Annotated in this window: 26 protein-coding genes and 2 tRNA genes; 17 read left to right on the top strand and 11 right to left on the bottom strand. The window is 67.0% G+C overall.

The features are described from left to right. The first annotated feature begins 96 nt into the window (after positions 1 to 96). Positions 97 to 588: a winged helix-turn-helix transcriptional regulator gene (locus NA11_RS22120; protein WP_069163865.1), complete on the top strand. Its 492-nt coding sequence runs from the start codon at positions 97 to 99 to the stop codon at positions 586 to 588. On the opposite strand, the gene NA11_RS22115 is transcribed toward NA11_RS22120, so the two are convergent. Together NA11_RS22115 and NA11_RS22110 are read right to left on the bottom strand one after the other, a co-directional pair. Beyond that, complete coding sequence (locus NA11_RS22115) at positions 589 to 1395, bottom strand: nucleotidyltransferase domain-containing protein (RefSeq protein WP_069163864.1); 807 nt, start codon at positions 1393 to 1395, stop codon at positions 589 to 591. Between the two features lie 49 nt (positions 1396 to 1444). Beyond that, positions 1445 to 2647: an MFS transporter gene (locus NA11_RS22110; protein WP_069163863.1), complete on the bottom strand. Its 1203-nt coding sequence runs from the start codon at positions 2645 to 2647 to the stop codon at positions 1445 to 1447. 88 nt (positions 2648 to 2735) lie between these two features. Between NA11_RS22110 and NA11_RS22105 the strand changes: the two genes are divergently transcribed. The 4 genes from NA11_RS22105 to NA11_RS22095 all read left to right on the top strand — a co-directional run bounded on the left by NA11_RS22105 (position 2736) and on the right by NA11_RS22095 (position 7129). Further along, positions 2736 to 3623, top strand: a complete 888-nt coding sequence (locus tag NA11_RS22105; protein ID WP_069163862.1) for a LysR family transcriptional regulator — start codon at positions 2736 to 2738, stop codon at positions 3621 to 3623. A 387-nt stretch (positions 3624 to 4010) separates the two neighbouring features. Continuing rightward, a complete protein-coding gene (locus NA11_RS44940; protein WP_141717759.1) occupies positions 4011 to 4223 on the top strand; it encodes a hypothetical protein in 213 nt (70 codons plus the stop codon). Positions 4224 to 4465: 242 nt separating this feature from the next. Then, on the top strand, positions 4466 to 6061 hold the full coding sequence (gene serA / locus NA11_RS22100; RefSeq protein ID WP_069163861.1) for a phosphoglycerate dehydrogenase: 1596 nt from the start codon (positions 4466 to 4468) through the stop codon (positions 6059 to 6061). A gap of 60 nt (positions 6062 to 6121) precedes the next feature. Beyond that, complete coding sequence (locus NA11_RS22095) at positions 6122 to 7129, top strand: 3-isopropylmalate dehydrogenase (protein ID WP_069163860.1); 1008 nt, start codon at positions 6122 to 6124, stop codon at positions 7127 to 7129. 95 nt (positions 7130 to 7224) lie between these two features. Here NA11_RS22095 and NA11_RS22090 read toward each other — a convergent pair whose 3' ends face one another. Beyond that, a complete protein-coding gene (locus NA11_RS22090; RefSeq protein ID WP_069163859.1) occupies positions 7225 to 7833 on the bottom strand; it encodes a TetR/AcrR family transcriptional regulator in 609 nt (202 codons plus the stop codon). Positions 7834 to 8181: 348 nt separating this feature from the next. After that, complete coding sequence (locus NA11_RS22085) at positions 8182 to 9366, bottom strand: MFS transporter (protein WP_069163858.1); 1185 nt, start codon at positions 9364 to 9366, stop codon at positions 8182 to 8184. Between the two features lie 205 nt (positions 9367 to 9571). Here NA11_RS22085 and NA11_RS22080 point away from each other — a divergent pair, with 205 nt between their 5' ends. From NA11_RS22080 to NA11_RS22065, 4 genes are all read left to right on the top strand, one after another. Then, positions 9572 to 10348 (top strand): fumarylacetoacetate hydrolase family protein, encoded by a 777-nt coding sequence (locus tag NA11_RS22080; protein ID WP_069163857.1) that lies wholly within the window; start codon positions 9572 to 9574, stop codon positions 10346 to 10348. 82 nt (positions 10349 to 10430) lie between these two features. Continuing rightward, positions 10431 to 11903, top strand: a complete 1473-nt coding sequence (gltX, locus tag NA11_RS22075) for a glutamate--tRNA ligase (protein ID WP_069163856.1) — start codon at positions 10431 to 10433, stop codon at positions 11901 to 11903. Between the two features lie 136 nt (positions 11904 to 12039). Then, positions 12040 to 12111 (top strand) — tRNA-Gln (locus tag NA11_RS22070). A gap of 147 nt (positions 12112 to 12258) precedes the next feature. Continuing rightward, positions 12259 to 12331, top strand: a tRNA-Glu gene (locus NA11_RS22065). A 429-nt stretch (positions 12332 to 12760) separates the two neighbouring features. Here the strand turns inward: NA11_RS22065 and NA11_RS22060 are convergent. The 3 genes from NA11_RS22060 to NA11_RS22050 all read right to left on the bottom strand — a co-directional run bounded on the left by NA11_RS22060 (position 12761) and on the right by NA11_RS22050 (position 14354). Then, positions 12761 to 12958 carry a DUF5302 domain-containing protein gene (locus NA11_RS22060; protein WP_069163855.1) on the bottom strand — a complete coding sequence of 66 codons (198 nt, stop codon included), beginning with the start codon at positions 12956 to 12958 and terminating at the stop codon, positions 12761 to 12763. A gap of 160 nt (positions 12959 to 13118) precedes the next feature. Continuing rightward, entirely contained in the window at positions 13119 to 13619 is a 501-nt protein-coding gene (locus NA11_RS22055; RefSeq protein ID WP_069163854.1) for a PPOX class F420-dependent oxidoreductase, read from the bottom strand. A 33-nt stretch (positions 13620 to 13652) separates the two neighbouring features. Then, positions 13653 to 14354 (bottom strand): IclR family transcriptional regulator, encoded by a 702-nt coding sequence (locus NA11_RS22050; protein ID WP_069163853.1) that lies wholly within the window; start codon positions 14352 to 14354, stop codon positions 13653 to 13655. Between the two features lie 160 nt (positions 14355 to 14514). On the opposite strand from NA11_RS22050, the gene leuC reads away from it, so the two are divergent. The 3 genes from leuC (at position 14515) to NA11_RS22035 (ending at position 17396) form a co-directional block, all read left to right on the top strand. Then, a complete protein-coding gene (gene leuC, locus NA11_RS22045) occupies positions 14515 to 15936 on the top strand; it encodes a 3-isopropylmalate dehydratase large subunit (protein ID WP_069163852.1) in 1422 nt (473 codons plus the stop codon). 35 nt (positions 15937 to 15971) lie between these two features. Continuing rightward, positions 15972 to 16571: a 3-isopropylmalate dehydratase small subunit gene (leuD, locus tag NA11_RS22040; RefSeq protein ID WP_069163851.1), complete on the top strand. Its 600-nt coding sequence runs from the start codon at positions 15972 to 15974 to the stop codon at positions 16569 to 16571. A gap of 165 nt (positions 16572 to 16736) precedes the next feature. Further along, positions 16737 to 17396 (top strand): HU family DNA-binding protein, encoded by a 660-nt coding sequence (locus NA11_RS22035; RefSeq protein WP_069163850.1) that lies wholly within the window; start codon positions 16737 to 16739, stop codon positions 17394 to 17396. 284 nt (positions 17397 to 17680) lie between these two features. Here the strand turns inward: NA11_RS22035 and NA11_RS22030 are convergent, their stop codons facing one another. The 3 genes from NA11_RS22030 to cofC all read right to left on the bottom strand — a co-directional run bounded on the left by NA11_RS22030 (position 17681) and on the right by cofC (position 21568). Then, a complete protein-coding gene (locus NA11_RS22030) occupies positions 17681 to 18589 on the bottom strand; it encodes an NUDIX hydrolase (protein WP_069163849.1) in 909 nt (302 codons plus the stop codon). Positions 18590 to 18639: 50 nt separating this feature from the next. Then, on the bottom strand, positions 18640 to 20802 hold the full coding sequence (locus NA11_RS22025; RefSeq protein ID WP_069163848.1) for an RNA degradosome polyphosphate kinase: 2163 nt from the start codon (positions 20800 to 20802) through the stop codon (positions 18640 to 18642). 82 nt (positions 20803 to 20884) lie between these two features. Beyond that, on the bottom strand, positions 20885 to 21568 hold the full coding sequence (cofC, locus tag NA11_RS22020) for a 2-phospho-L-lactate guanylyltransferase (protein WP_069163847.1): 684 nt from the start codon (positions 21566 to 21568) through the stop codon (positions 20885 to 20887). Between the two features lie 31 nt (positions 21569 to 21599). Between cofC and NA11_RS22015 the strand changes: the two genes are divergently transcribed. Both NA11_RS22015 and NA11_RS22010 read left to right on the top strand, forming a co-directional pair. Further along, a complete protein-coding gene (locus NA11_RS22015; RefSeq protein WP_069163846.1) occupies positions 21600 to 22595 on the top strand; it encodes an NAD(P)H-dependent glycerol-3-phosphate dehydrogenase in 996 nt (331 codons plus the stop codon). 67 nt (positions 22596 to 22662) lie between these two features. Then, positions 22663 to 23766 carry a D-alanine--D-alanine ligase family protein gene (locus NA11_RS22010; protein ID WP_069163845.1) on the top strand — a complete coding sequence of 368 codons (1104 nt, stop codon included), beginning with the start codon at positions 22663 to 22665 and terminating at the stop codon, positions 23764 to 23766. Positions 23767 to 23780: 14 nt separating this feature from the next. Here the strand turns inward: NA11_RS22010 and NA11_RS22005 are convergent, their stop codons facing one another. Further along, positions 23781 to 24485, bottom strand: a complete 705-nt coding sequence (locus NA11_RS22005; RefSeq protein ID WP_084654923.1) for a DUF3515 domain-containing protein — start codon at positions 24483 to 24485, stop codon at positions 23781 to 23783. 152 nt (positions 24486 to 24637) lie between these two features. Here NA11_RS22005 and NA11_RS22000 point away from each other — a divergent pair, with 152 nt between their 5' ends. The 3 genes from NA11_RS22000 to NA11_RS21990 are packed head-to-tail and all read left to right on the top strand — an operon-like array spanning position 24638 to position 26665. Continuing rightward, positions 24638 to 25645 carry a thiamine-phosphate kinase gene (locus NA11_RS22000; protein WP_084654921.1) on the top strand — a complete coding sequence of 336 codons (1008 nt, stop codon included), beginning with the start codon at positions 24638 to 24640 and terminating at the stop codon, positions 25643 to 25645. Positions 25646 to 25656: 11 nt separating this feature from the next. Beyond that, positions 25657 to 26340, top strand: coding sequence for a uracil-DNA glycosylase (locus NA11_RS21995; RefSeq protein ID WP_069163843.1), 684 nt, complete (start codon positions 25657 to 25659; stop codon positions 26338 to 26340). Positions 26341 to 26392: 52 nt separating this feature from the next. After that, entirely contained in the window at positions 26393 to 26665 is a 273-nt protein-coding gene (locus NA11_RS21990; protein WP_069163842.1) for a hypothetical protein, read from the top strand. Positions 26666 to 26698: the final 33 nt, after the last annotated feature.

Genomic DNA, 26698 nt, shown 5'->3' with positions numbered 1-26698 from the left:
TGCTTGCATTTTGCAATCGCTTGCGCGTCAGATTAGGGGCAACTGGTTGTATATTGCAAGCAGTAGGCGGAAGTTCTCGCGAAGAAGGAGCGGTGGATGCGCGACCATGGACGTTCGGGTTGCCCGATCAACGCGACGATCGAGGTGATCGGCGATCGGTGGACGCTGCTGGTGCTGCGTGACGTGATGTTCGGCAATCACCGCTACTTCCGTGAGCTGCTCGCCGGATCGGAAGAGGGGATCGCCACGAACATCCTGTCCGACCGGCTCAAGCGGCTGGTCGCCGCCGGACTGCTGAGCAGGGAAGACACCAGGCCCGGCCAAAAGGCGGAGTACCGGCTGACCGAACCTGCCATTCAACTGGTGCCGATCATGGCGGCGCTCGGCTCGTGGGGGCTGCGGCATCGGCCGACCACCAAGCGGCTGCGAGTGCGGGCGGAGTTGCTCGAGGCGGGCGGACCCGAATTGTGGGCGGAGTTCATGGACGAACTCCGCGAGTCCCACCTCGGCATCCCCCGCCCCGACCCGGATCGGCCGACGGCCACCGAGCAGCTGGCGCAGGCCTATGCGGCGGCCGTCGCCGAGTGACTAGGCCTGGCAGGCCTCGTCACGGAAGAACTCCGCGGTCCGCGCCCTCGCATAGTCCAGGTCTTGCTCAGCGGTCTTCGGGAAAGCGTCTGCGGCGATGGCGAATTCGGCCTTCAGAAACGTGACGATCGGGGCAGGCACTGTCCCGCTGCCCATTTCGCGGGTCCGCGACTTGAGCTCGGTCAACTCGGCAACGGCCGCAACGAGATCCGAGGGCAGCTCGCACTGGGCAAGCAGTGTCGGCAGGTGCATCGGGGCAACCGCAACACCGGGATGCTCCCGCAGCCAGCGCAAGGCCATGGCCGGACGCAGCGAATAGAACACCTTCTTCAGTGATCGGTTGCGGTCGAACAACTCCCACTGCTTCGCGCCGAGATGCAGGTAGTGCCGCGCCACCCGGTTGCGGTCGGCGACCTCATCGGCCAACGCGCGCAAGTCATCTCGGAACCGCGGGTCGCCGCGGTACACGATCGGCGACATCAGCCACTCGATGAGCACGGCGTTGCCCGCGACCAGCAGCCGCAACGCCTTGGCGAGGTCCCAGCCGTTGACGTCGAGCAGGCCGGTCAACGGCGTCTCGATCACGTCGCGGGTGCGCCACGGCGACAGGTAGGTGTCCAGGCTCGCGACGTAGACGAACCGGCAGTCGTAATCCGAATCGGGTGACGGGAAACCCCAAGCCCGGCTGCCGCTTTCGATGGCGAGCCGCACCGAGACACGTTCGTCTCGCTCGATCCGATCCAACTCGTCGTCGATGGACCCGACCACGGTCGGGTCCATCGAGGCGGGGATGGCGCGCAGGGACATGACGGCGATGCTATGCGCCCGAAGTGCGTCGCCGCATCCCGTTTTCGGCCTATCCCCGCTGTTCAGGTGCGCGGCCGACGGCGCCGATGGCCAGCGCGACGAGCACGAGCGCGCCGCCGAGCCACATCGCCGAGGTGACGCCGAACGCGTCCGCCGTTCGCCCACCGAGCAACGCGCCCACCGCGATCGCGGCGTTGAAGACGCCCGCATACAGCGAGGACGCGCCCTCACGCGCATCGGGCGCGGCGACGAACACCCAATTCTGGGTAGTGACCGAGACGCCGCCGTAGGACAGGCCCCACACCACCATCAACGTCACGGCCAGCCAGAGCGAACCGCCGAGCGCCGGAATCAGCAGCACGGCAACGGCCAACGGCGCGCTGATCGTCAGCAGCGTCCGGCGCGGGTTGCGCACTGCCATCGAGCCCGCACCGAAATTGCCGAGGACACCGGCGATTCCGTACACCAGCAGCACGGTGCCGATGGTGCTCGCGCCGACGCCGGTCACCTTCTCCAGCAGTGGACGGATGTAGGTGTAGGCGGCGAAATGCCCGGTCACCAGGAACGCGACCACCAGCAGCGCGGTGCGGAAGCGGGGCTCCCGCGTCAATCCGAGAACCGCGCGCAGCGGTGCGGCCCGCGTGGCGCTCAGTGTCGGCAGCAATACCCCGAGTGCGATCAGCACCACCAGCGCGAGGCCGGCCGCGATGAGGAATGCGGCACGCCACCCGACGAGCGCGCCGATGTAAGTCCCTGCGGGAATGCCGATCACCGAGGCCACCGCGACGCCGCTGAACACCAGCGCGGTCGCGGCGCCGACCGACTTCGCAGGCACGAGGCGCGCCGCCAGGCTCGGCGCGATCGCCCACACCCCGCCGATCCCGATGCCGACCAGCACCCTGGCCCCCATCATCACGGCGAAGGTGGGCGCCCATGCCGCGCCGACATTCCCGAGGATCAACACCGCGAGCAGCCCGCACAACACGACCCTGCGGTCGATGCGCCCCAGCGCGGCGGTCAGCAGCGGCGCGGAGAGCGCGGCGACCAGCCCGGCGACCGTCATGGACAGCCCCGCCGCGCCCTCGGTGACCCGCAACGCGTCGCCGATCGGGGTGAGCAACCCGACCGGCAGCATCTCCGAGGTGACGACCGTGAATGTCGCCCCCGTCACAGCGCCGACGCCGAGCCATCCGCGCAGCGTCGAACCCTGTTCCGCCGGTGGAGTATCCGTGATTGCGCGCACCTGAGTCATGACTCGAGTCAAGTGATCGACAAGCGTGGAAACAACGGTGAAGCTCTCATCGTTCTATGAGCTGGACTCATCTACGGTGGAGGAAGCAATGGGCAGCCTTGAGGTGCGTGAGCTGGAGGCATTCCTCGTACTGGCGGAGGAACTGCACTTCGGGCGCGCTGGCGAACGGCTGTTCGTGTCGCAGAGCCGGGTGAGTCAGTTGCTGAGTGCGTTGGAGCGGCGGGTCGGTGGTCGGCTCGTCGAGCGAACCAGTCGCAAGGTCGCGCTCACGCCGCTCGGCCAGGACTTCGTGGCGAAGTTGGAGCCCGCGTATGCGGCGCTGCGCGCGACGGTGGACGGCGTGCAGGCCGCCGCGCGCGGGATGGACGGTGCGCTGCGCATCGGTGTGCAGGGCTCGCCGAGCGGGCTGCTGACCGACGCCTGTCTGCTGTTCGATCGCCGATTCCCCTACAGCGCTGCGGAATTGGTCGAGATTCCGCTGTCCGATCCGTTCGGTCCCGTGCACCGCGGCGAGGTCGACATCGTGGTCGTGCTGCTGCCGATGGGGGAGAGCGATCTCGTACTGGGACAGGTCTTTTCGGAGCAGCCACAGCTGCTTGCGGTGCACAGCTCGCATCCGCTGGCACGACGGGCCAGCGCGTCGCCGGAGGACCTCGCCGAGGTCTCGTTGATCGGCGTGCGCGGGCCTGCGCCGGAGTACTGGCGGCGGGCACAGGCACTGGACGTGACTCCGGCAGGCCTGCCGATCCCTGCGGGGCCTGACGTCGGCACGCTGGAGGAAGGGATCGGGTTGGTCGCGGCCGATCGGGGCGCGATGCTGCTGTGCCATCCGACTGCCCACTTCCATGAGCGGCCCGAGGTCACCTTCGTCCCGGTGACCGGGCTTGCGCACTCACGGCTCGGCTTGGTGTGGCATCGCAACCGCGAGACCGCGCAGGTGCGTGCGTTCTCGCAGGCGGTCGCCGCGGTCGCTTGACCGCTCTTGCCTGGAATGGCGGGCGCTATTGTCCGCCAGCTTTTCTCGCTGCCGATCTATTGGTTATTCGGCGGTTGACCGGGGTATTCATGTATCTCACCCTGGTATTTGTCCATGCGATGTTATGAGGAATTCGAGCGCTCCGGGCTGGGTTATTCAGCCCCGTCTTGCATGTCTCATATGTCCGGAGCCAGGCAGCGTGATCACGTTTCTCAACCTGCCCTCAAGCATTTCTTAGACGATCTTTATGTTTGCCGAGCGGACACCTTGCGTGCGGGGTCTGCGAAGGCGAACGTGATGGTCAAGACCTCGACTCTCAGGGCTTATGCGCCAAATGGTCATCTGACCAGGTGTTCTTCGTGATATGACTGTAACCTACGTCACTAAATGGCAGAATTTCGTAACCGCTTTTGCTCGAGCGCCGATGTGCCTTGTGTCAGCCAGTACGACTGGATTGTCTTTCAACGAAGAGGTATTTCAATGATCCCCGTTATCATCGACACCGGCAGCGCTGCCTTCAACGGCTTCCTGGACACCTTCGGTGCCGCTCTCCACGGAATCGTCAACACCCTGTGGACGGGATCCTTCGGCGGCCGCTGAATTAACGTGATGGTCGATTGATCGACCAGGATTCGCGCCGATCGCGCGCGATCCGGAGAGGGCCCCGCACCCGAGTGGTGTGGGGCCCTCCGCGTTGGCGGGGGCCGCGCTCGGCACACCGGACGCGCCCGCTCCCGCGCGACTGACGACGCCCGCCTACCGGGTGGTAGGTAGCGCCGAAATCGCGCCCACTAAGCTGATCGGCGGTAATTACCGACCCCTTTCCCCAGGAGTACTCCACAGTGAGCCAAGGCCGTCCTGTTGTCCTGATCGCCGACAAGCTTGCCCAGTCGACCGTCGACGCGCTCGGTGACGGAGTCGAGGTTCGGTGGGTCGACGGTCCCGACCGTCCCGCTCTGCTCGCCGCCGTGCCCGACGCCGACGCACTACTCGTGCGCTCCGCGACGACGGTCGATGCCGAGGTCCTGGAAGCGGGCAAGAACCTGAAGATCGTCGCGCGGGCAGGCGTCGGCCTCGACAACGTCGATGTGCCCGCGGCCACCGAGCGCGGCGTCATGGTCGTCAACGCGCCCACCTCCAACATCCACACCGCCGCCGAGCACGCCGTCACGCTGCTGCTCGCCGCCGCGCGCCAGATCCCGGCCGCCGACGCCACCCTGCGTGAACACACCTGGCAGCGCAGCAAGTTCAACGGTGTCGAGATCTTCGGCAAGACCGTCGGCGTGGTCGGCCTCGGCCGCATCGGCCAGCTGTTCGCCGCGCGCCTCGCCGCCTTCGAAACCAAGATCGTCGCGTACGACCCCTACGTGTCGCCCGCCCGCGCCGCGCAGCTCGGCATCGAGCTGCTCTCCCTCGACGAACTGCTCGAGCGCGCCGACCTGATCTCGGTGCACCTGCCGAAAACGCCGGAGACCAAGGGCATCATCGGCAAAGAAGCCATCGCCAAGACCAAGCCCGGCGTCATCATCGTCAACGCCGCGCGCGGCGGACTCGTCGACGAGCAGGCGCTGGCCGACGCCATCACCTCCGGCCACGTGCGGGCGGCGGGCCTCGACGTGTTCGCGACCGAACCATGCACCGACAGCCCGCTTTTCGACCTGCCGCAGGTCGTGGTGACCCCGCACCTCGGCGCGTCCACCGCCGAGGCGCAGGACCGGGCAGGCACCGATGTCGCCAAGTCCGTATTGCTCGCGCTCGCCGGTGAATTCGTGCCGGGCGCGGTGAACGTCACTGGCGGCAGCGTCGACGACGATGTCGCCCCGTGGCTGGACATCGTGCGCAAGCAGGGTGCACTGCTCGGTGCGCTGTCCAACGAGCTGCCGGTCAGCGTCGAGGTGCTGGTGCGCGGCGAGCTGGCCGCGCACGACGTTGCGGTGCTGGAACTTTCGGCGCTGCGCGGCGTCTTCTCCGCGCTGGTCGAGGACCAGGTCACCTTCGTCAACGCGCCCGCGCTCGCCAAGGACCGCGGCATCACCGCCACCGTGAACACGGTGCCGGAGAGCCCGAGCCACCGCAGCGTCGTCGACCTGCGCGCCGTGTTCGGCGACGGCCGCACCCTGAATGTCGCTGGCACGCTGACCGAACCGTCGCAGGTGCAGAAGATCGTCAACATCAACGGCCGCAACTACGACATGCGCGCCGAGGGCGTGAACGTCGCCGTGCTGAACTACGAAGACAAGCCCGGCGCGCTCGGCAAGATCGGCACCAAGCTCGGCGAGGTCGGGATCGACATCCTTGCCGCCCAGCTGAGCCAGGACGTCGACAAAGAAGGCGCGACGGTGATCCTGCGCGTCAACAGCGACGTCCCCGCCGACGTGCAGTCCGCGCTCGCCGAATCCGTCGGCGCCGCCAAGGTTGTCGTCGTCGACCTGTTCTGATCGCGTTCGCCGGATGCGACCCGTTCGGGCGCATCCGGCGTTGAACAACGGAGCATCGCAATGAAGCTTGCTGTCATCCCCGGCGACGGTATCGGGCCCGAGGTCATCGCCGAGGCGCTCAAGGTGCTCGACGTGGTCGTGCCCGGCGTCGAGAAGACGGAGTACGACCTCGGCGCCAAGCGCTATCACGCGACCGGCGAGATCCTGCCGGAATCCGTGCTGCCGGAGTTGAAGCAGCACGACGCGATCCTGCTCGGCGCGATCGGTGACCCGTCGGTGCCGAGCGGTGTGCTCGAGCGCGGGCTGCTGCTGCGTACCAGGTTCGCGCTGGATCATCACGTGAATCTGCGGCCGTCCAAGCTGTTTCCCGGCGTCGTCAGCCCGCTGGCAGGCACCCCGGACATCGACTTCGTCGTGGTTCGCGAAGGCACCGAGGGTCCGTACACCGGCACCGGTGGCGCGATCCGGGTCGAGACACCGCACGAGGTGGCGACCGAGGTCAGCACCAACACCCGCTTCGGCATCGAGCGGGTGGTGCGCTACGCCTTCGCGAAGGCACAGGCGCGGCGCAAGCACCTGACGCTGGTGCACAAGACCAACGTGCTCACCTTCGCCGGTTCGCTGTGGCAGCGCACCGTCGACGAGGTCGCCGCCGAATTCCCGGATGTGGCAACGGCTTACCAGCACATCGATGCGGCGACCATTCATATGGTGAACGATCCGGGCCGGTTCGACGTGATCGTCACCGACAACCTGTTCGGCGACATCATCACCGACCTCGCCGCCGCCGTCAGCGGTGGTATCGGCCTGGCCGCCAGCGGGAACATCGATGCGTCCGGCGTCAACCCGAGCATGTTCGAGCCGGTGCACGGCAGTGCCCCCGACATCGCGGGGCAGTCCAAGGCGGACCCGACCGCCGCGATTCTCTCGGTCTCGTTGCTGCTCAACCATCTCGGCAACGCCGAGGCCGCAGGCCGCATCGAGTCCGCCGTCGCGAAGGACCTCGCCGCCCGCTCGGGTGCCGCGTCGACGGTGGAGGTCGGCGACCGTATCGCCGCCATCGTCTGATCCGATCACCTCGCCAAGCCCCGTGTCCGACGGTTGTCCGGATACGGGGCTTGCGCTTTTTCTCGTGAAAGCTGGTGTGCTGCTGGGAAGGCGGGTCAGGCCTTGCCGCGTTGGCGAGTCGGTCGCTGGCTGATGCCGACGGCACGGCGGACGAAACCTACTGTCTCCGGGACGATGTCGGCGTCGGCGCGGCCGGAATCGATGCGGTCGATGGCGCGACCGAGTGCGCCGTCGATCAGATCGGCGGTCAGGTCGGGGTTCGGCGTGCCGAGATCGTTGAGCGCCGCTCGCAACGGGGCGGCCAGATCGTGGTGTGCGTCGGCGAGGTCGCGCCGGGCGGACTCGTCGCGCGGGAGGGTGCTGCCGAGGACTGCGATGCGGTGGGCGCCGGAGGCGGCCAGCGCCAGGGTTGTTCGCACGTAGGCTTCGACGCGGCCCGCGGGCGTTTCGGCCCGTTCGACCGTATCGTGGACGCGCTCACCCCAATCCGCCAACGCATCGGCCACGATCCTGGACAGGATTTCGTCGCCGGACCGGAAGTACTTGTAGACGCTGCTGCGTGCGAGTCCTGCGGCGGCGCCGACCAATGCGGGTGTCACCGCGTGCGGACCGTTCTGGAGCAACACCATTCGCGCAGCGTCGAGTAGCGCGCGCTCCTGGTTCGCACGGTGTTGGGCGACGGTCGGCGCGTCGATCCTCGGCATCGCACTCCTGGTATTGATAGCAACTTGCTTTCTCTACCGTAGCACTTGGCGACGTGATGTCGCTAAATGCGACATCAGTACCGGGGGTACTGAGGTGTCAACGAGTGCGTAGAGGGTCCTGGTTCACTTCGGTATCGCGGCTCGTCGGCTCCGTGGTGTTCGACAGGCCGAACCGGTCGGTCGAGTGAAAGATGTTGTCCCCGAGTTGCTCCCAGCCTTCCCGAGGCTGGTCGCGGAGCGCTTTCGAACAGTGACCGATCGGGCGTGCTGCTGAAAAAGGTGCGATATGCGACAAATCGGTGCCCGCCCCGGTGTGCGGGCGGACACCAATCCGTCAGGGCTGGACGGCTATTCGCCGCGGCGTCCGGTCGGCACCAGCGGGACCGCGGCCACCGCAAGCCCCGCCGCCACGAGATAGGCGGCGGCGAAACCGCTTGTGGCAATGAGCGCTCCGAACGCGGGCGGCACCGCAGCCATCGCCAGATTCTGCCCGGTGTTCTGGATGCCGAGGCCGCGGCCGCTCCAGTACGGTCCCGCGAGCTCGGCGACGGCGGTGAAGGCGAGACCGTTGTCGGAAACCGTGATCACCGACGCGGCGACCAGCAATGGAATTGCCGCCCACCACATGTGGGCCCACGCCGTCACCGCCAACGCGGCCATCGACAGCACGGCGGCGACCGCGACCGTGCGCAACGGACCGAGCCTGCTGCCGACCCGGTCCGACCACGCGCCCGTGCCGATTCGTCCTGCGGCGCCCAAGATCTGAGTGCCGGTCACCAGAATCCCCGCGGCTGCCAACGACCAGCCGGCGTCACGATGCAACCACAAGAGTGCGAAAGTCCACACCACACCCTGCGGTATGACCAGCAGCACAGAGACGGCGTGGATCCGCCACAGCGTGTCGTCGCCGCGATAAGGGTTGGCGCGCAACGCCACATCCGTGGTTCTCGCCGGCCGCGGCGGGTCGACGATCCCGATCAGACAGCCGACGGCGGCGAGGCCTGCCATCGCCGCAGGCACCAGAATGGCCGCGGGCACACCGTATGTCGCGGCGACGGCGGGCACGGCCAGCGCGCCGACGGCGACGCCGAGCGGCTGCGCCGTCTGCCGGATCCCCATCGCCAGCCCGCGCCGATGCGGCGGGAACCAGCCGACGATGAGGCGACCGCTCGCCCCGTTGGTGCTCGCCGCGCCGACGCCGCCGAGGAACAGCAGTGCGCCGAGGGCGATGTCGTTCGTGCTGGCTGCTGCCGCGGCACCCGCCGCGAGCATCAGTAGCGGCCCGCCGATCAGTACTTTTCGCTCGCCGATCCGGTCGACCACGTAGCCCCACGCGATCAGCGTGCACACCAGCCCGACGGTCGGCATCGCCACCAGCAGACCCGCTGCCGCCAGTGACATCCCGCGATCGGTGAGTGCGGGCAACAGGAAGGCGACACCGTTCACGAAGACCGCGCTCGCGGCTTGCGCGAAGACACCGAGGCCGAGCATGGACCACCGTCGTACCTCGTGCAGCTGTGTCACGGTGGTCATCGGCCTCACCTCGGAATCTCATAATTTGGGATAGATATCCCAATGAATGAACAACGAGATTCACGCTACACCCCTGCGGGTACGCGGATCCTACGACCTGGTTGTCGGATCTCTCACAGCGGACGATAGTCGGCGGCACCGGCCGTACTGACCGCCCGGTCGGGCGCGTTCGAGCAGGTGGAAGCGGGTCGATAGACTGCCCGGCATGCGTCTAGGTCGAGTTGCCAGTCCCGATGGGGTCGCGTTCGTCAGCATCGAAACGGAGGGAAGCGACAGCATCGCGAAGGAAATCGCGGAACATCCGTTCGGTACGCCGACGTTCACCGGGCGGAGCTGGCCGCTGGCCGATGTGCGCCTGCTCGCGCCGATCCTGGCGAGCAAGGTGGTCTGCATCGGCAAGAACTACGCGGCGCACGCGGCCGAAATGGGCGGGCCCGCACCGGAAGACCCGGTGATCTTCCTCAAGCCGAACACTTCGATCATCGGGCCGAATGCCCCGATCATCCTGCCGCCCAGCTCCTCTCAGGTCGACTACGAGGGTGAGCTCGCGGTGGTCATCGGCAGGCCGTGCAAGGACGTGCCTGCGGCCCGCGCGCTCGACGTGGTGCTCGGCTACACCGTCGCCAACGACGTGACCGCCCGCGACCAGCAGCGCCACGACGGGCAGTGGACGCGCGGCAAGGGCTACGACACCTTCTGCCCGCTCGGACCGTGGATCGAAACCTCCTTGGATCCATCGGATCTGGAGATCGTCACCGAGCTCGACGGCGAGGTGCGCCAGCGCAGCCGCACTTCACTTCTGCTGCACGACATTCCGAAGCTCATCGAGTGGGTCACCACCGTGATGACGCTGCTGCCCGGTGATGTCATCCTCACCGGAACGCCCGAGGGCGTCGGCCCGGTCCAGGCCGGACAGCAGGTGTCCGTGACCGTGGAGGGCATCGGAACCCTGATCAATCCTGTTGCCGCCAAACACCGCTAGTGACTGCTTGCAGGTCACTCGAAACGATCAGCTAGTGACTGCTTGCAGGTCACTCGAAACGATCAGATAGCGAAAGAGAGCCATGACTGAAGTACGGGTCCGCTTCTGCCCGTCACCGACCGGAACGCCACACGTCGGCCTGATCCGGACGGCGCTGTTCAACTGGGCCTATGCCAGACACCACGGTGGAAAATTCGTCTTCCGCATCGAAGACACCGACGCGGCACGGGATTCCGAGGAGTCCTACCGCGCGCTGCTCGACGCGCTGCGCTGGCTCGGCCTCACCTGGGACGAGGGCCCCGAGATCGGCGGCCCCTACGAGCCGTACCGCCAGTCGCTGCGCAAGGACCTGCATCTGGACGTCGTCCGGCGTTTGCTGGAGGCTGGCGAAGCCTACGAATCCTTCTCCACGCCTGAGGAAGTGGAGGCCAGGCATCGCGCCGCCGGACGGGATCCCAAGCTTGGTTACGACAACTATGACCGAGATCTCACCGCCGAGCAGATCGCGGCATACCGAGATGCCGGACGCCCCGCGGTGATTCGGCTCCGGATGCCCGACGAAGACCTCACCTGGCACGACCTCGTGCGCGGCGAGACCACCTTCAAGGCGGGTACGGTGCCCGACTTCGCGCTCACCCGCGGCACCGGCGATCCGCTGTATACGCTGGTAAACCCGGTCGACGACGCATTGATGAAGATCACCCATGTGTTGCGCGGCGAAGATCTGCTTTCCTCAACCCCGCGCCAGCTCGCGCTGTATGCCGCGCTGCGCCGAATCGGTGTTGCGGACTTCACCCCGGAGTTCGGCCACCTGCCCTTCGTCATGGGCCAGGGCAACAAGAAGTTGTCCAAGCGCGATCCGGAGTCGAATCTGTTCGCGCACCGCGATCGCGGATTCATCCCTGAAGGTTTGCTGAATTACCTGGCGCTACTCGGTTGGAGCATCGCCGACGACCACGACCTGTTCACCATGGCGGAGATGGTCGCGGCGTTCGACATATCGAAAGTAAATTCGAATCCGGCCCGATTCGATCAGAAGAAGGCAGATGCCCTCAACGCGGAGCACATCCGATTGCTGGCGCCCGCCGATTTCAGCAACCGACTGCGCGAGTACCTGACCGTACACGGTCATATCGGCGCCGAAATCGACGACAAGGTGTTCGCCGCAGCGGCCGATCTGGTGCAGACTCGGATCGTCGTGTTGTCGGATGCCTGGGAACTGTTGCGTTTCTTGTTGGCACCCGCCGAACAATTTGCGATCGACCCCACTGCGGGAGCAAAGAATCTCGGCGCAGACGCAACTCCGGTATTGCAAGCCGCTATTACTGCGCTGGAGCCACTGACGCAGTGGTCGACCCCGGCGATCGAAGAAGCGCTCAAAACCGCGCTGATAGACGATCTAGGGCTCAAGCCGCGCAAGGCATTCGCGCCGGTGCGCGTCGCAGTGACCGGATCGCACATCAGCCCGCCACTGTACGAGTCGCTCGAACTACTCGGCCGCGACCTGACTCTCGCGCGACTGCGCTCAGCACAGGAGTGGACCGCGCAGCCCTGAAAACTGTCCGCACAGCGGAAAATGTGGCTTTGACCAGGCGATTTGTAGTTAACCGGTAGCCGTTTGGTAGTCTTCTTCTCGGCCCGGAACGCGGCCTCACAGTCAGCCAGACTGCGAGGCTGAATCACCAGGTCATTGGGGTATGGTGTAATTGGCAACACAGCTGATTCTGGTTCAGCCATTCTAGGTTCGAGTCCTGGTACCCCAGCGGAGAATGTTGTCGAGATCGGTGCGCGGCCGAAATCAGTACAGCAACCGGCGATTTGGATCGCCGGGCCTCGGCCGGTTAAGCTTGCCGAGCCTCCCGATCGAAAGATCAACCAAGGTGCTCCTCGTGCGAACGAGAAGCAGTCCTGGCCCCGTCGTCTAGCGGCCTAGGACGCCGCCCTCTCAAGGCGGTAGCGCGGGTTCGAATCCCGTCGGGGCTACACAGATAGAAGGCTCATGCTCATGGAGAGCATGAGCCTTTTCTGTTCCGCAATGTCTTGCGGGGGCGAAGCCCCCGCAACCCACCCGGCGGGCTTCGCCCCCGGACCCCCGGCTGCGGCGCTGCGCGCGCAGCGCGCGCGTCGCCAAGGGGGCGTAGGCCTCTCGTGGATGTAGACATCCAAAATTGACTCGTGCAGCTCTTTTGATCGTCTGCTGTTGGAAGTCTCGCGCTGCAGGTTTACCGCTGGCCGTGAGCTGCTCCGGATCGCCCCCTGATAGCCCGCTGGAGGACCGCTGCCCGCCGGCGCATCCCAACTAGTGGACAACCTCACTTGCACACCTCACAAGCCCGCTGAGCACCGGATTCGGCCCAACACACAGCGAAGGCCCCCCGGTCATCGACCGGAGGGCCTTTCTCGTCCGACGAGCTACCCGCTCTTGCGCCGGAACTCGCGCTTGTGGCTGGCGTTGCCGTGGGTCGCGGAGGCCTTGGAACGGCCGTCGAGATGGTCGGCGGTTCGGGCGCTGTTCTTGTTCTTCCGCTCCAGCGCCTCCTTGAACTTGCGCTTCACCTCTTCGGCGCTCGAGGCTTCGGGATTGCCTGAGCCGTTGGAACTATCCGCCATCGCCTGCTCCTCGTCGTCGCGGCCGTGCGGCGCACGCCCTTGCGGGCGGCGGTGCCCGGCCGATTCGTGTCGAACGATTCGACGTTAGTCGGCGCGGCGCACGATGTCAGTTCGATATCGGTGCGCGTTCGCTCGGCGTCGAACTCGGTGTCGGAGCAGCTCAGTCGAGTGGGGCCGCGGTGGTTCCGCCGAGCGGGAGCCGGGGGAGGCCGAGCTTGCGGTGATCCCAGCTGCGGATCCGGTCGGGGACGACGCGGATGGCGCTGCGCTTGTGCAGCATGGTTTCGACCATCGGCCTGACCTCTTCGCTATAGGGGCCGGTGTAGCGCTCCCACACGCTGACACCGACCGCGTACAGCTTGTCGGGGTCGTCGACGATCTCGGCGTGCCCTTCGATCGAGACGCCACGCAGCTGGTCGTAGGTCTGGCCTGCTTCGACCATGCAGGTGATGCGCGGGTCACGGCGCAGGTTGACCGCCTTCTGCGATTTCGTCTTCGTCTCGAACCACAGTTCACCGTCGATGAGCGCGTACCACATGGCGGTCAGGTGCGGTGTGCCCTTCGGACCGATGGTCGCGAGCGTCGCGATGCGGCTGCGTTCCAGGAACTCGGTGATCTCGGTGTCGGACATGACGATCTGTGCCCGTTGATTGACTCCCATTCGCTCACTCTAGAGAGTCATTTCTAGAACGTGTTATAGGCGCTTGTGTAGCGCCTCCGCCGCCGCGACCAGGTCCGCCGCCCAGCGCGCGCCGGGCCTGCGGCCCATCCGGTCGATGGGTCCGGATACCGAGACGGCGGCGACAACGGTCCCGGTGGCGTCGCGGACGGGTGCGGACACGCTCGCCACGCCGGATGCCCGCTCGGCCGCGCTCTGCGCCCAGCCGCGCTTGCGCACCTCGGTCAGCGCGCGTTCGCCGAACACGGCGTCGGCGAGGATGGACCGCTGCAGTTCGGGATCGGCCCAGGCGAGCAGGACTTTGGCGGCCGAACCAGCGGTCAACGGCAGCCGCGCGCCGACGGGAACGGTGTCGCGCAGCCCGACCGGCGGTTCGAGGGCCGCGATGCAGACCCGCGCATTGCCGTCCTGGCGGTACAGCTGGACGCTTTCGCCGGTGATCTCGCGTAGCCGGGGCAGGATCGCCGCCGCGGCCTCGAGCAGCGGATCTGTGGCGCCTGCGGCCAGCTCGGCGAGTGCGGGGCCCGGCCGCCACATGCCGCTGTTGTCGCGCGCCAACAGGCGATGCACTTCCAGGCCGACGGCGAGGCGATGTGCGGTCGCGCGCGGCAGTCCGGTGCGGGCGCACAGGTCGTTGAGACCGCAGGGGTGCTCGGCGACGGCGTACAACACCGCCACTGCTTTGTCGAGGACGCCGATGCCGCTATGCTGTCTCATAGAACGATACTAGCGTCTCGGATGTTGGGAATCCACACGGAACCGCCGACACGGGTAATCCGCTCGGACATCCGATCTCGCCTATCCGAAAAACGTGTGCAGCCGCCGCCGTCCTCAGCCCGGAACGCGGAGGCGGATGCTTGTCGAAAGGTGATCGAAAATGGCACAGCCACGCACCATGGCCGAAAAGGTGTGGGAGCAGCATGTCGTCGCCCGTGGCGAGGGAGAGGGCACAGCGCGCGAACCCGACCTGATCTACATCGACCTGCACCTGGTGCACGAAGTGACCAGCCCGCAGGCCTTCGACGGCCTCCGCGCCGCAGGCAGGCCGGTGCGGCGCCCCGATCTGACCATCGCGACCGAGGACCACAATGTCCCGACCGTCGATATCGATAAACCCATTGCGGATCCGATTTCGCGAACGCAAGTGGAAACTCTGCGCCGCAACTGTGCGGAATTCGGTGTTCGGTTGCATCCGATGGGCGATCTGGATCAGGGCATCGTGCACGTGGTCGGCCCGCAACTCGGCCTGACCCAACCGGGCATGACGGTGGTCTGCGGTGACAGTCACACCTCGACGCACGGCGCGTTCGGCGCGCTGGCGATGGGCATCGGCACCTCCGAGGTGGAGCACGTGCTCGCCACCCAGACGCTCTCCCTGCGTCCGTTCAAGACGATGGCGATCACCGTCGACGGCGCCCTTGGGCCCGGCGTTACGAGCAAAGACCTGATTCTGGCCGTCATCGCGAGGATCGGCACCGGCGGCGGTCAGGGTTATGTGCTCGAGTACCGCGGCGAGGCGATCAGGGCCATGTCGATGGAGGCCCGAATGACCATCTGCAACATGTCCATCGAAGCGGGCGCCAGAGCGGGCATGATCGCTCCAGACGAAACAACCTATGAATTCCTCGCCGGCCGCCCGCACGCCCCGCAGGGGGACGACTGGACGGCAGCAGTGGCCTCCTGGGAGTCGCTCAAGACCGACGAGGGCGCGCGGTTCGACGCCGAGGTGCACATCGACGCGCGCGAGCTGACCCCGTTCGTCACCTGGGGCACCAACCCGGGACAGGGCGCGCCCCTTGGCGAATCGGTGCCCGACCCCGCCCAGATCGCCGACGAGACGGCGCGCGAGTCCGCGGAGAAAGCGCTGCGGTACATGGATTTGACCCCGGGAACGCCGCTGCGCGAGGTGGCGGTCGACACGGTATTCGTCGGATCGTGCACCAACGGACGCATCGAGGATTTGCGTGCCGTGGCCGGGATTTTAAAGGGACGCCACGTCGCGGACGGCGTGCGAATGCTGGTTGTACCGGGATCGATGCGGGTTCGCGCACAGGCTGAATTAGAAGGACTCGGTGAGATTTTCGCCGCAGCGGGCGCCGAATGGCGGCAGGCGGGCTGCTCAATGTGCCTGGGAATGAATCCGGATCAGCTCGAGCCGGGCCAGCGCTGCGCGTCGACGTCGAACCGCAACTTCGAGGGCCGACAGGGCAAAGGTGGCCGTACGCACCTGGTTTCCCCGCTTGTAGCGGCCGCGACGGCGGTCCGTGGAACCCTGTCCTCGCCTGCGGATCTGGACTGACCGGACGCGATACCTCTACCGACTCAGGAGAATCAATGGAAGCCTTCACCGTGCACAAGGGGATCGGCGTACCGTTCCGTCGTTCCAATGTGGATACTGACCAGATCATCCCGGCCGTGTACCTGAAGCGGGTGACCCGCACGGGATTCGAGGACGGACTGTTCGCAGCATGGCGCACTGATCCCGACTTCATTCTCAACGTCGAGCCCTACAAGCGGGGCAGTGTGCTGGTGGCCGGACCGGATTTCGGCACGGGATCGTCCCGCGAACATGCCGTCTGGGCGCTGTCTGACTACGGGTTTCGGGTCGTGATCTCGTCGCGGTTCGCCGACATCTTCCGCGGCAATGCCGGTAAGGGCGGCCTGCTGGCGGCCCAGATGTCACAGAACGATGTCGAAATGCTCTGGAAGTTGCTCGAGGAACAGCCCGGTCTCGAATTGGTTGTGGACCTGGAGGACCGCACGGTGACCGCTGGAACCGCCGTGTTGCCGTTCGATATTGATGACTACACGCGGTGGCGTCTGCTCGAAGGATTGGACGACATCGGGCTCACGCTGCGCCGCAGCGACGCGATCGCCGAGTTCGAAAACACAAGGCCAGCATGGAAACCCACTACCCTGCCAGCACATATTTAGAGGCACTAAACACCCCTGGGTGTTAGCTGGATGAACGGGGGGCCGGTAGCTGGACGTGTGCTAAACCACATGAATTTTGGCGTGGCACATAGACTCTTGCCCATTGTGGGTTTACCGTGGTACCTAGTCGGTCCGACGACGGGCCATTAGTCTGCGGAGGATTCAATGAACAAGGCGGAACTGATCGACGTTCTGACCGAAAAGTTGGGTACAGACAGGCGCACGGCCACCGCGGCAGTCGAGCATGTGGTCGACACCATCGTGCGCGCGGTGCACAAGGGTCAGAGCGTCACAATCACCGGATTCGGTGTGTTCGAACAGCGTAAGCGTGCGGCGCGAGTCGCGCGGAACCCGCGCACCGGCGAAACCGTCAAGGTGAAGCCGACTTCGGTGCCTGCGTTCCGTCCGGGCGCGCAGTTCAAGGCCGTGATCGCGGGCAAGCAGAAGCTTGCCGCAAGCGGTCCCGCCGTTAAGCGCGGCGTGAATGCGCCGGTGGCAGCCAAGAAGGCCGCCGCCAAGAAGACGGCGGCGAAGAAGACCGCCGCCAAGAAGGCGACCGCCACCAAGGGCCCCGCCAAGACCACGGCAAAGAAGGCCGCCAAGAAGGCGCCCGCAAAGACGGCCGCTCGCAAGACGACTGCGACCAAGGCCGCCGCCAAGAAGACGGTCGCCAAGAAGACCGCCGTGAAGAAGACGGTCGCGAAGAAGGCTCCCGCCAAGAAGACGGCTGCCAAGAAGGTCACGGCCGCCAAGAAGACGGTCGCCAAGAAGGCTCCCGCCAAGAAGTCGGCCGCCAAGAAGGCGCCGGCTCGCGGTCGCCGCTAGTACTGCGCCAGTACGGTATTGGCGCCGGGTGGCAGCCGGGAGGCTGAATCACCCGCTATACCGATCGAAACGGCCCCGGAAGCACGCTTCCGGGGCCGTTTCGGCTGTCAGGGTCCATCTTTCAGCTGTGCGGTGTGTAGGCCGGTCAGGCTCGTGTCTTCCGGGGCCGTTTCGGCTGTCAGGGTCCATCTTTCAGCTGTGCGGTGTGTAGGCCGGTCAGGCTCGTGTTCTGAGGCCCGGCCCACCTTGCCGCGCAAGGGCGTTACGGCGGCGTCTGGGGACGCTCAGGACGGTACGACGTCCGCCGAGAGTGACCGGTCCAGATGGTCGGCGGCGACGAGCCTGCGATCCGCGAACGACAGTACCCACACACTGCCTTTGCGATTGCGCGCCGACGGCAACGTGATGCCGTCGCGAGTGGCCCACCACTGCAACAGATCCGGAATCACCTTGCCCTGACTGCACACAACGGGAACCCCGGTGTCGGGCACCAGCTCGACCATCCGCTGCCGCGCCGCGTCCTGTGCTGCGGCATAACCGATTTCGGACAGTGTCGGCTCGAGGATGATCTCGCTGTCCAGCTTCTCGGCGAGCGGTGTCACCGTCTGCACGCAGCGCACCGGGTCGGCGGAATGGATCCGGGATGCCCCGAACGCCAACAGATTCGGGACAAGAGCCCGGGCCTGCGCCTGGCCGTTGCGGTCCAGCGGACGCAGCGGGTCCGGCCCGGAGAAGCGGTCGCGCCGACCAGCTTTCGCGTGTCGCACCAGCAGCAGCGTGCGGGTGTCCGCGGGCAGCCTGGTGAACGAGCGCACCACCTGCCGATCCATCGGATAGGACAACTGGTCCATCACCCGATCCAGCGGATACCACTGCAGCACGTCCACTTCGGCGTTGGCGGTGAATTCCCCGCCGACCGTCTCGGCCGACCAGTAGTCGACCCGCTTCAGCTTGCGGTGCCCCGGAACGGGATACGTGACCTTCCCGAGGTAGCGCCCGAGCCTGCAGTCGAGCCCGGTCTCCTCGCGGACCTCGCGGACCGCGGCGAGCACCGGTGTCTCACCGGGATCGAGCTTGCCCTTGGGCAGCGACCAATCCTGATACTTGGGGCGGTGGACGACAGCGATCTCGAGCGTGCCGCCCGGTCGGCGCCGCCACAGCACCGCACCCGCGGCGTGAATGTTGGCAGTCACTCGGGGATCCCAGAAGGGTCCCCCCTCCAGCTCGTACCCCGTGGTGCCGCTCACTGTTGATCGGGCCTCCGCAGCCGCATCAAGAACTCTTGGTGGTCACGTACTTTCACAGCCTCGTCGCCGGTGTGCTCCGGCCACGCCAGCCAGTTTCCATCCGATTGGAGTACCCAGCAGCGGGTGGTGGGATCCAACGCGGAGTCGAAGACCGACCCGAGCTGCTCGGTGAGGCGCGGATCCTTCACCTGCGCCATCACTTCCACGCGCCGGTCGAGGTTGCGGTGCATCATGTCGGCACTGCCGATCCAGTACTGGTCCTGGGCCTGGAAGTGCAGGACGCGGGAATGCTCGAGGAAGCGGCCGAGGATCGAACGGACCTCGATGTTCTCGCTCATGCCAGGCACGCCGGGGCGCAGCCCGCAGATGCCGCGCACCACGATCTGCACCGGGACGCCCGCCTGCGAGGCCCGGTACAGCGCGTCGATGATCTCCTCGTCGACGATCGCGTTGGCCTTCAGCCGGATTCGGGCGTCCTTGCCCTGCCTGGCCAGTTCGGTCTCCTGCTGGATCCGCTCGATGATCCCGGCGCGCACGCCGTGCGGCGCGACAAGCAGGTTGCGGTAGTTCTCTTTTCGGGAGTAACCGGTCAGCGAATTGAACAAATCGGTCAGATCGGCACCGATTTCCGGTGCGGCGGTGAGCAATCCGACGTCCTCGTAGAGCCGCGCGGTCTTCGGGTTGTAGTTGCCGGTGCCGATGTGGCAGTAGCGGCGGATGGTCGCACCTTCGCGCCGGACCACCAGACAGGTCTTGCAGTGGGTCTTGAGGCCGATGAGGCCGTAGACCACGTGCACGCCCGCTTGTTCCAGTGCGCGTGCCCATTTGATGTTGGCCTGCTCGTCGAACCGCGCCTTGATCTCGACCAGCGCGACCACCTGCTTGCCCGCTTCGGCGGCGTCGATGAGCGCGTTGACGATCGGTGAGTCACCGGAGGTCCGGTAGAGGGTCTGCTTGATCGCGAGCACCTGCGGGTCCGCGGCGGCCTGTTCGATGAACCGCTGCACGCTGGTGGAGAACGAGTCGTACGGGTGGTGCACGAGGACGTCGCCCTCGCGCAGCGCCGCGAACACGTTGCGCGGTGTCTCCCGCTCGCCGAACGCGGCCGGAGTGGCAGGCACGTACGGGGTGTCCTTGAGGTTGGGCCGGTCGACCGCGTACACCTGCCATAGGCAGGACAGGTCGAGCAGGCCTGGCACCTGGATGACGTCGCCGGGGTCGACATCGAGTTCACGCAACAGCAATTCGAGCATGTGCTCGGTCATGTCGTCGGAGACCTCTAGTCGCACCGGCGATCCGAAGCGCCGTCGCGCGAGTTCGCGCTCCAGCGCCTGGAGTAGGTCCTCGTCGCGGTCCTCGTCGACCTCGAAGTCGGCGTTGCGGGTGATCCGGAACGAGTGCTGCTCAACCACTTCCATGCCGGGGAACAGCAGATCGAGGTGCGCCGCGATCAGCTCCTCCATCGGAAGGAATGCGCGGATGGGCGAATTCGCGTCGGCACGGCGCACCCGGACGAACCGCTCGACGTTGTCCGGCACCTTGACGCGGGCGAAGTGCTCGCCGCCGGTGGACGAATCCTTCACCGTCACCGCGAGGTTGAGGCTCAGGCCGCTGATGTAGGGGAAGGGGTGCGCCGGGTCCACCGCCAACGGGGTGAGCACCGGGAAGACCTGGTCCTGGAAGTAGCCGGAGAGGCGCTGACGCTCGTCGTCGTTCAGGTCGGTCCAGTCGATGATCGCGATGCCCTCGTCCGTCAGCGCGGGCAGCACCTCGTCGAGGAAGACCCTGGCATGACGTTCAGCGATCTCCTGGGTACGGGCGGTGATCAACTCCAGTTGTTCGCCGGGGGAGCGGCCGTCCGCCGAGCGCACGAGCAGTCCGGTCTCGGCCCTGCGTTTGAGGCCTGCGACCCGCACCATGTAGAACTCGTCGAGGTTCGACGCGAAGATGGCCAGGAATTTGGCACGCTCCAGCAACGGCAGCGACGCGTCCTCGGCCAGGGCGAGGACCCGGGCATTGAAATCGAGCCAGCTCAACTCGCGATTGACGTAGCGATCACGTGGCAACTGCTCTGCCGCCGGGTCGGTCGACACGGGTGTCGCCGCGGGCGGAGGCGTGGGCAGCAACTGCTGTTGCTTGACGGTTTCCGTATCGCTCACGCCACGATCATCCCCTACTCGGCCCGCTGTGTGCAGGTCGACACCGCGATTGACGTGAGCGTCACCTCACCGTGGCGACCTTCTAGCACACCCGGCGAACGTGGTGGTGAACACGATCGGGCCAGCCGATGTCGTGCAGCGCCGCACAGGTCGCGTCGCCCGCGCCGAGCTCGATCGCCAGGTCGAGGTCGTCGGCGGTGTCGACATCCAGGCGCAACCCCGGCCAGTCGCCGTGCAGAGCGACCGCGCCCGCGGCGATGTGTTTGTGCGCCGAACCAGGTCCGAACCGGGGCTCGAGTGGCGCGCCCGGGTCGCGGACAAGTAGCGCCGACGTGCCGGTGCCCGCGTGATCGACGACGACCGAGCGCACACCGCGCGGCGCAACGGTCAGCACGTCGTTCAGTTCCTCCGGTCGCAGTGCGGGCAGATCGGCTTGCAACGCGAGCAGATCGACCGGCCCGTGCCGGTCCCGCAACGCCCTCGCGGCGTCGGCCAGCGCGCTGTTCAGGCCGTCGAGTCCGGACTTGCGTGGCTCGGGATGCACCGCGGCGCCCACCGAGCGAGCCAGGTCGGCGACGGCTGGATCCGGGGTCACCACGGTGACCGAGAGGATCCCGGGAACGGCCGTCGTAGCGGTCACGGTGTCGGCGAGCATGGCGAGGACCAGTCGCGCCCGGTGTTCCGGGCGCAACCGGTCGGCGAGTCGGCTCTTGGCCTGATCGAGGCTCTTGACCGCGATCACGGCATGCACGGCGTGCGGGCGCATGTGCCCAATCCTTCCATGGCATATTGGGCAGATGACGAGGGCGGCAGTGATGGGCGCGGGATCGTGGGGGACCGCGTTCGCGAAGGTGTTGGCGGACGCGGGAACCGAGGTCACGATCTGGGCGCGGCGACCCGAGGTCGCGGAGGTGCTGAACACCGAACATCGCAATCCCTCGTACCTCACCGATATTCAGCTGCCGCCGATCGCGGCCACCCACGATCCCGCAGTGGCGCTGGACGGCGCGGACATCGTCGTGCTCGCGGTGCCGTCTCAGTCGTTGCGGCCGAATCTCGGCGCGTGGAAAGGGCTGATCGGGCCGGACGCGTCGTTGTTGAGCTTGGCCAAGGGCATCGAGACCGGGACGCTGTTGCGGGTGAGCGAGGTGGTCGGCGAGGTCACCGGTGTCGACGCGAGCCGCATCGCCGTCTTGTCCGGACCGAATCTGGCCAGGGAGATCGCTGTCTGCCAGCCCGCGGCCACCGTCATCGCCTGCAGCGACGCCGACCGCGCTGTCGCGCTCCAACAGGCCTGTGCCACCGGCTATTTCCGGCCGTACACCAACACCGACGTGATCGGCTGCGAGATCGGCGGCGCCAGCAAGAACGTGATCGCCCTGGCCTGCGGCATCGCCTCCGGAATGGGCTTGGGGGACAACACCGTCGCCAGCATCATCACCCGCGGCCTCGCCGAGATCATCCGGCTCGGCGTGGTTCTCGGCGCCGAGCCCGCGACGCTGGCCGGGCTGGCCGGGGTCGGGGACCTGGTCGCGACCTGTACCTCGCCGCTGTCGCGCAACCGGTCGTTCGGGCACGCGCTCGGTGCGGGCGGATCGATGGAATCGGCGCAGGAGGCGACCAACGGGCAGGTCGCCGAGGGCGTGAAGTCGTGCACGTCGATTCGCGCGCTCGCGGTCAAGCACGAGGTGGACATGCCGCTCACCACCGCCGTGCATCAGGTCTGCCACGAGGGCCTTTCGGTGCTCGAGGCCATCGCCAACCTGCTCGGCAGGCGCATCAAGCCCGAGTAGTCGCGGTCGTGCCGACCCGAATGGGTGGCGGTGCGAGTCCTGCGCCGTGCCGGGTACGGTTCCGGGCATGACGAACCGGATCCGGGTGGCTGTGGTCTTCGGCGGGCGGAGCAACGAGCACGCCGTTTCCTGCGTGTCGGCCGGCAGTGTGCTGCGCAATCTGGATCCGGAACGCTACGACGTGGTGCCGATCGGCATCAGCACCGAGGGCACCTGGGTCCTCGCCGACGCGGGGATCGCCGCCCTCGGGTTCCAGGATCGCGCGCTGCCGTCGGTCGACGGCAGCGGCACCGCGCTGACGATCACCGCAGGCGCGCAGAACTCGGGCGCGCTGATCGCGCTCGACGATCCAACGGCCGCGCTCGGTTCCGTCGATGTGGTGTTCCCGATCCTGCATGGACCGTTCGGCGAGGACGGCACCCTGCAGGGCCTGCTCGAACTCGCCGGTGTGCCCTATGTCGGGCCTGGCGTGCTGGCCAGTGCGGCGGGCATGGACAAGGAGTTCACCAAGAAACTCCTTGCCGCCGAAGGCTTGCCGATCGGCAACCAGGTGGTGCTGCGTCCTGGCACCGCGACGGTGCGCGAGGGCGATCGGGAGCGGCTCGGTCTGCCCGCATTCGTGAAGCCTGCCCGCGGCGGCTCATCGATCGGCATCACGAAGATCACCGAATGGAGCGCGCTCGACGCGGCCATCGCCGCGGCCAGGGCGCACGACCCGAAGGTGATCGTCGAGGCGGGCATCGTCGGCCGTGAAGTCGAGTGTGGCGTACTGGAATTCCCGGACGGCCGGGTGGAAGCCAGTGTGGTGGCCGAGATCCGGATGCCCGACGAAGACACCGCGGCCGTGGCCCCCGAGTTCTACGACTTCGAGACCAAATACCTTGATGACGTCTGCGAATTCGATATTCCGGCCAAGCTGGACGACGAAATGTCCGACAGCGTCCGGGAACTCGCGGTGCGGGCGTTCCGCGCGCTGGACTGCCAGGGCCTGGCGCGCGTCGACTTCTTCATCACCGCAGACGGTCCGGTGATCAACGAGATCAACACCATGCCCGGCTTCACGCCCATCTCCATGTACCCGAAGATGTGGGAAGCCACCGGCATCGACTACCGGGCGCTGATCTCCACCCTGATCGAGACCGCCCTCGCCCGCGGCACCGGCCTCCGCTAGACCGGCGGACCGACTCAGTTGGGCAGCGGCCCCGGGTCGATCGGCGTGGCAGGGAGATTCGCCGTGATGGCATCGGAGATGCCCTGCAGCGGCGTCGGACCGGAGCCGTCGGGAACGGTCAGCGCGATATAGGTTTCGCGATCGACGGCGAACCAGGTGCTGGCCTTGGCGGTTTGGTCGCGGGCCTCGAACCACTGGACGCCGTTCACGATCTGCAGCACCGACGCACGGTTGAACTCCAGCGGGCGATCAAGGCCGCAGCGCAACACGATCGGATCGCCGCCGTCCTTGCGCTGCCACGCCCAGGTGGCGGGCGGGGACGGTTCCACCAGCGTGGACTTGCTGAACTCGCCCAACGTGATCGGCAGTTGCGGGAGCAGCGTGGTGCAGGCGGTGCCGGTCGCCGCGGGCGCGGCCACCGGGCCGAGCACCAGGGGTTCGCGCTCGACAGGTGCGTTGCGAGCGACGACCGCGGCCACCAGGACACCGACGACGAGCATGATCGGCAGTGCCACTGCTGTGGCGATCAGTGCAGGCGAATACTGGCGCGTGCTCTCGGCAGCCGGGGGGTTCTCCGCCGTACCTGCGTCCGCAGCAGCCTCGTCCGTCGCGGTTTCGGTCGCCGCGGCGTCCTCGCGCGGGGCCGCGACCGCTTCCTCGGCAGCGTCCTTCGATGCCTCGTCCTTCGACGAATCGCGATCCGACGTTGCCGCCGCCATGCGCACCGATCCTTCCTCTCGCGGTGACCGGGCGCCGGTCGGCGGGCCGCAACACTGCGGCGATGCCGTGACCGGCCCGGTAGTACTCGATTGCCCTGGAAAGGGTACCTTCGGGTCGATTCCAGCAAGCAGCGCGCCTGAAAGGACCGGTCATCAGCGAGAGCAAAGGGCCGAGGACGGTACGTGAACTGGGGGAGTTCGCGCTCATCGAGCGGATCAACAAGGGCCGCATTCAGGCGCCTGGCGTGCTGCTCGGCCCCGGCGACGACGCCGCGCTGATCGCCGCGCCCGACGGTCGCTTCGTCGTCACCACCGACATGCTGGTGCAGGACCGGCACTTCCGGCTCGACTGGTCCAGCGCCGAGGACATCGGGCGCAAGGCCATCGCCCAGAACGCCGCCGACGTGGTCGCCATGGGCGCGGTGCCGAGCGCGTTCGTGGTGGCACTCGGCTGCCCGGCCGACGCACCGCTGGAGCTGATCGACGGTCTCGCCGACGGAATGTGGGCCGAGGCGGCGCGCGCAGGCGCGTCCATCGCGGGCGGTGACCTGGTGCGCAGCCGCGACCTCGTGCTCTCGGTCACCGCGTTCGGTGACCTGCGCGGCCGCGCCGCCCGCACGAGAGCCGGTGCGCGGGTGGGGGACACGATCGCCGTCGCGGGCCGCCTCGGCTGGTCGGCGGCGGGTCTCGCGGTGCTCACCGCAGGCGCCGAATCCGCCGAGTTCACCGAAGTGCTTGCCGCCCATCGCGTCCCGCAACCGCCCTATACGTCGGTGTTGGACGCGCTCCAGCTGCCAGGTGCCGACGACCTGCACGCGCTGACCGACGTCTCCGACGGACTGCTCGCCGACCTCGGGCATATGGCCGAATCATCCGGCGTCGCCATGGATCTGGACGCGGCCGCGGTCGCCGACCCGGCCCTCGACCCGATCGCCGCCCTGCTGGATGCCGATGCGGCGCAATGGATTCTGACCGGCGGTGAGGACCATGCGTTCGCAGGGACCTGGGCGGCGGGCGCCGCGCTGCCTGCAGGCTGGCGGCCGATCGGCCGGGTCTGTGCCGGTCACGGCGTTACTGTCGGCGGCGTGCGGTGGTCGGGCAGCGCGGGCTGGGAATCATTCGGCGGGGTGGACTCGGCAGTAGCGGACGAACCACGCTAAGTTGTGCGGTCATGAGCGCGAAACCACTGTCGGAAATCATGGATCCGGGATGGGCGAAGGCACTCGAGTCGGTGGCCGATCGGATTTCGGCCATGGGCGAGTTCTTACGCGAGGAGAATGCCGCGGGCCGCGGCTATCTACCAGCCGGTGACAATGTGTTACGCGCCTTCCAGCGTCCTTTCGCCGAGGTGCGGGTGCTGGTTGTCGGCCAGGATCCGTACCCGACGCCCGGTCACGCGATGGGCTTGAGTTTCTCTGTCGCGCCGGATGTTTCGCCCGTCCCACGCAGCCTGGCGAACATCTTCGCCGAGTACGCCAAGGATCTCGGCCACCCGACGCCGTCCTGCGGCGACCTGAGTCCGTGGTCGGACCAGGGCGTGCTGATGCTGAACAGGGTGCTGACGGTCACGCCGGGCGCGCCTGCCTCGCATCGCGGCAAGGGCTGGGAAGCGGTGACCGAGCAGGCGATTCGCGCCTTGGTCGCGCGAGACGAGCCGCTGGTCGCGATCCTCTGGGGCAGGGACGCGGCGACACTGAAGCCCACCTTGGTCCAGGCCGAGGTGCCCTATATCGAGTCTGCGCATCCGTCGCCGCTGTCGGCGTCGCGCGGCTTTTTCGGTTCCCGACCGTTCTCTCGCGTGAACGAACTACTGGACGAACTGGGTGCCGAACCCGTTGACTGGCGTCTGCCCTGAGCGGGCGTCTGTGTGTGATCTACCGAGATTGAACCGAGTGAGGAGCTTTTCCATGCCAAAGTCCACCGTTCGCGGCGCGCTGCGCGGCACCACCGCCACCTTGGCCCTCTGTGCTGCCCTCGCGGGCGGCGCCGCCACCGCGAGCGCACAGGGGCTGCCGCTCGAGCACGCCACGGACACCACCTCGGCGCCTGCGGACACGTCGACGCAGATCGGTGAGGAGTTCACCTCGAACGGTTCGTCCACGATCTCCGCCTCGGTCAACGCCAAGGTCGCCTGCCTGCTGCAGCGCACCCTCAGCGCGTCCGGCAAGTGGGACTGCTGACATATCCGTTCCCCGGGGTCGAAACTGTAACAA

Origin of the sequence: Nocardia altamirensis NBRC 108246, assembly GCF_001612685.1 — a bacterium.
Taxonomy (GTDB): domain Bacteria; phylum Actinomycetota; class Actinomycetes; order Mycobacteriales; family Mycobacteriaceae; genus Nocardia; species Nocardia altamirensis.
Note: the sequence above shows the minus strand (reverse complement) of the source record. Positions and strands in the feature narration are given on the sequence as shown.

Coding starts and splice junctions, on each gene's coding strand:
- NA11_RS22085 (WP_069163858.1), bottom strand. CDS start 9,366: ATGACCACCGTGACACAGCTGCACGAGGTACGACGGTGGTCCATGCTC.
- gltX (WP_069163856.1), top strand. CDS start 10,431: ATGACTGAAGTACGGGTCCGCTTCTGCCCGTCACCGACCGGAACGCCA.
- NA11_RS22080 (WP_069163857.1), top strand. CDS start 9,572: ATGCGTCTAGGTCGAGTTGCCAGTCCCGATGGGGTCGCGTTCGTCAGC.
- NA11_RS22115 (WP_069163864.1), bottom strand. CDS start 1,395: ATGTCCCTGCGCGCCATCCCCGCCTCGATGGACCCGACCGTGGTCGGG.
- NA11_RS22005 (WP_084654923.1), bottom strand. CDS start 24,485: ATGGCGGCGGCAACGTCGGATCGCGATTCGTCGAAGGACGAGGCATCG.
- NA11_RS21995 (WP_069163843.1), top strand. CDS start 25,657: ATGAGCGCGAAACCACTGTCGGAAATCATGGATCCGGGATGGGCGAAG.
- NA11_RS22035 (WP_069163850.1), top strand. CDS start 16,737: ATGAACAAGGCGGAACTGATCGACGTTCTGACCGAAAAGTTGGGTACA.
- NA11_RS22095 (WP_069163860.1), top strand. CDS start 6,122: ATGAAGCTTGCTGTCATCCCCGGCGACGGTATCGGGCCCGAGGTCATC.
- NA11_RS21990 (WP_069163842.1), top strand. CDS start 26,393: ATGCCAAAGTCCACCGTTCGCGGCGCGCTGCGCGGCACCACCGCCACC.
- NA11_RS22015 (WP_069163846.1), top strand. CDS start 21,600: ATGACGAGGGCGGCAGTGATGGGCGCGGGATCGTGGGGGACCGCGTTC.
- cofC (WP_069163847.1), bottom strand. CDS start 21,568: ATGCGCCCGCACGCCGTGCATGCCGTGATCGCGGTCAAGAGCCTCGAT.
- NA11_RS22060 (WP_069163855.1), bottom strand. CDS start 12,958: ATGGCGGATAGTTCCAACGGCTCAGGCAATCCCGAAGCCTCGAGCGCC.
- leuC (WP_069163852.1), top strand. CDS start 14,515: ATGGCACAGCCACGCACCATGGCCGAAAAGGTGTGGGAGCAGCATGTC.
- NA11_RS22105 (WP_069163862.1), top strand. CDS start 2,736: ATGGGCAGCCTTGAGGTGCGTGAGCTGGAGGCATTCCTCGTACTGGCG.
- NA11_RS44940 (WP_141717759.1), top strand. CDS start 4,011: ATGGCAGAATTTCGTAACCGCTTTTGCTCGAGCGCCGATGTGCCTTGT.
- NA11_RS22110 (WP_069163863.1), bottom strand. CDS start 2,647: ATGACTCAGGTGCGCGCAATCACGGATACTCCACCGGCGGAACAGGGT.
- NA11_RS22090 (WP_069163859.1), bottom strand. CDS start 7,833: ATGCCGAGGATCGACGCGCCGACCGTCGCCCAACACCGTGCGAACCAG.
- NA11_RS22050 (WP_069163853.1), bottom strand. CDS start 14,354: ATGAGACAGCATAGCGGCATCGGCGTCCTCGACAAAGCAGTGGCGGTG.
- NA11_RS22010 (WP_069163845.1), top strand. CDS start 22,663: ATGACGAACCGGATCCGGGTGGCTGTGGTCTTCGGCGGGCGGAGCAAC.
- leuD (WP_069163851.1), top strand. CDS start 15,972: ATGGAAGCCTTCACCGTGCACAAGGGGATCGGCGTACCGTTCCGTCGT.
- NA11_RS22055 (WP_069163854.1), bottom strand. CDS start 13,619: ATGGGAGTCAATCAACGGGCACAGATCGTCATGTCCGACACCGAGATC.
- NA11_RS22120 (WP_069163865.1), top strand. CDS start 97: ATGCGCGACCATGGACGTTCGGGTTGCCCGATCAACGCGACGATCGAG.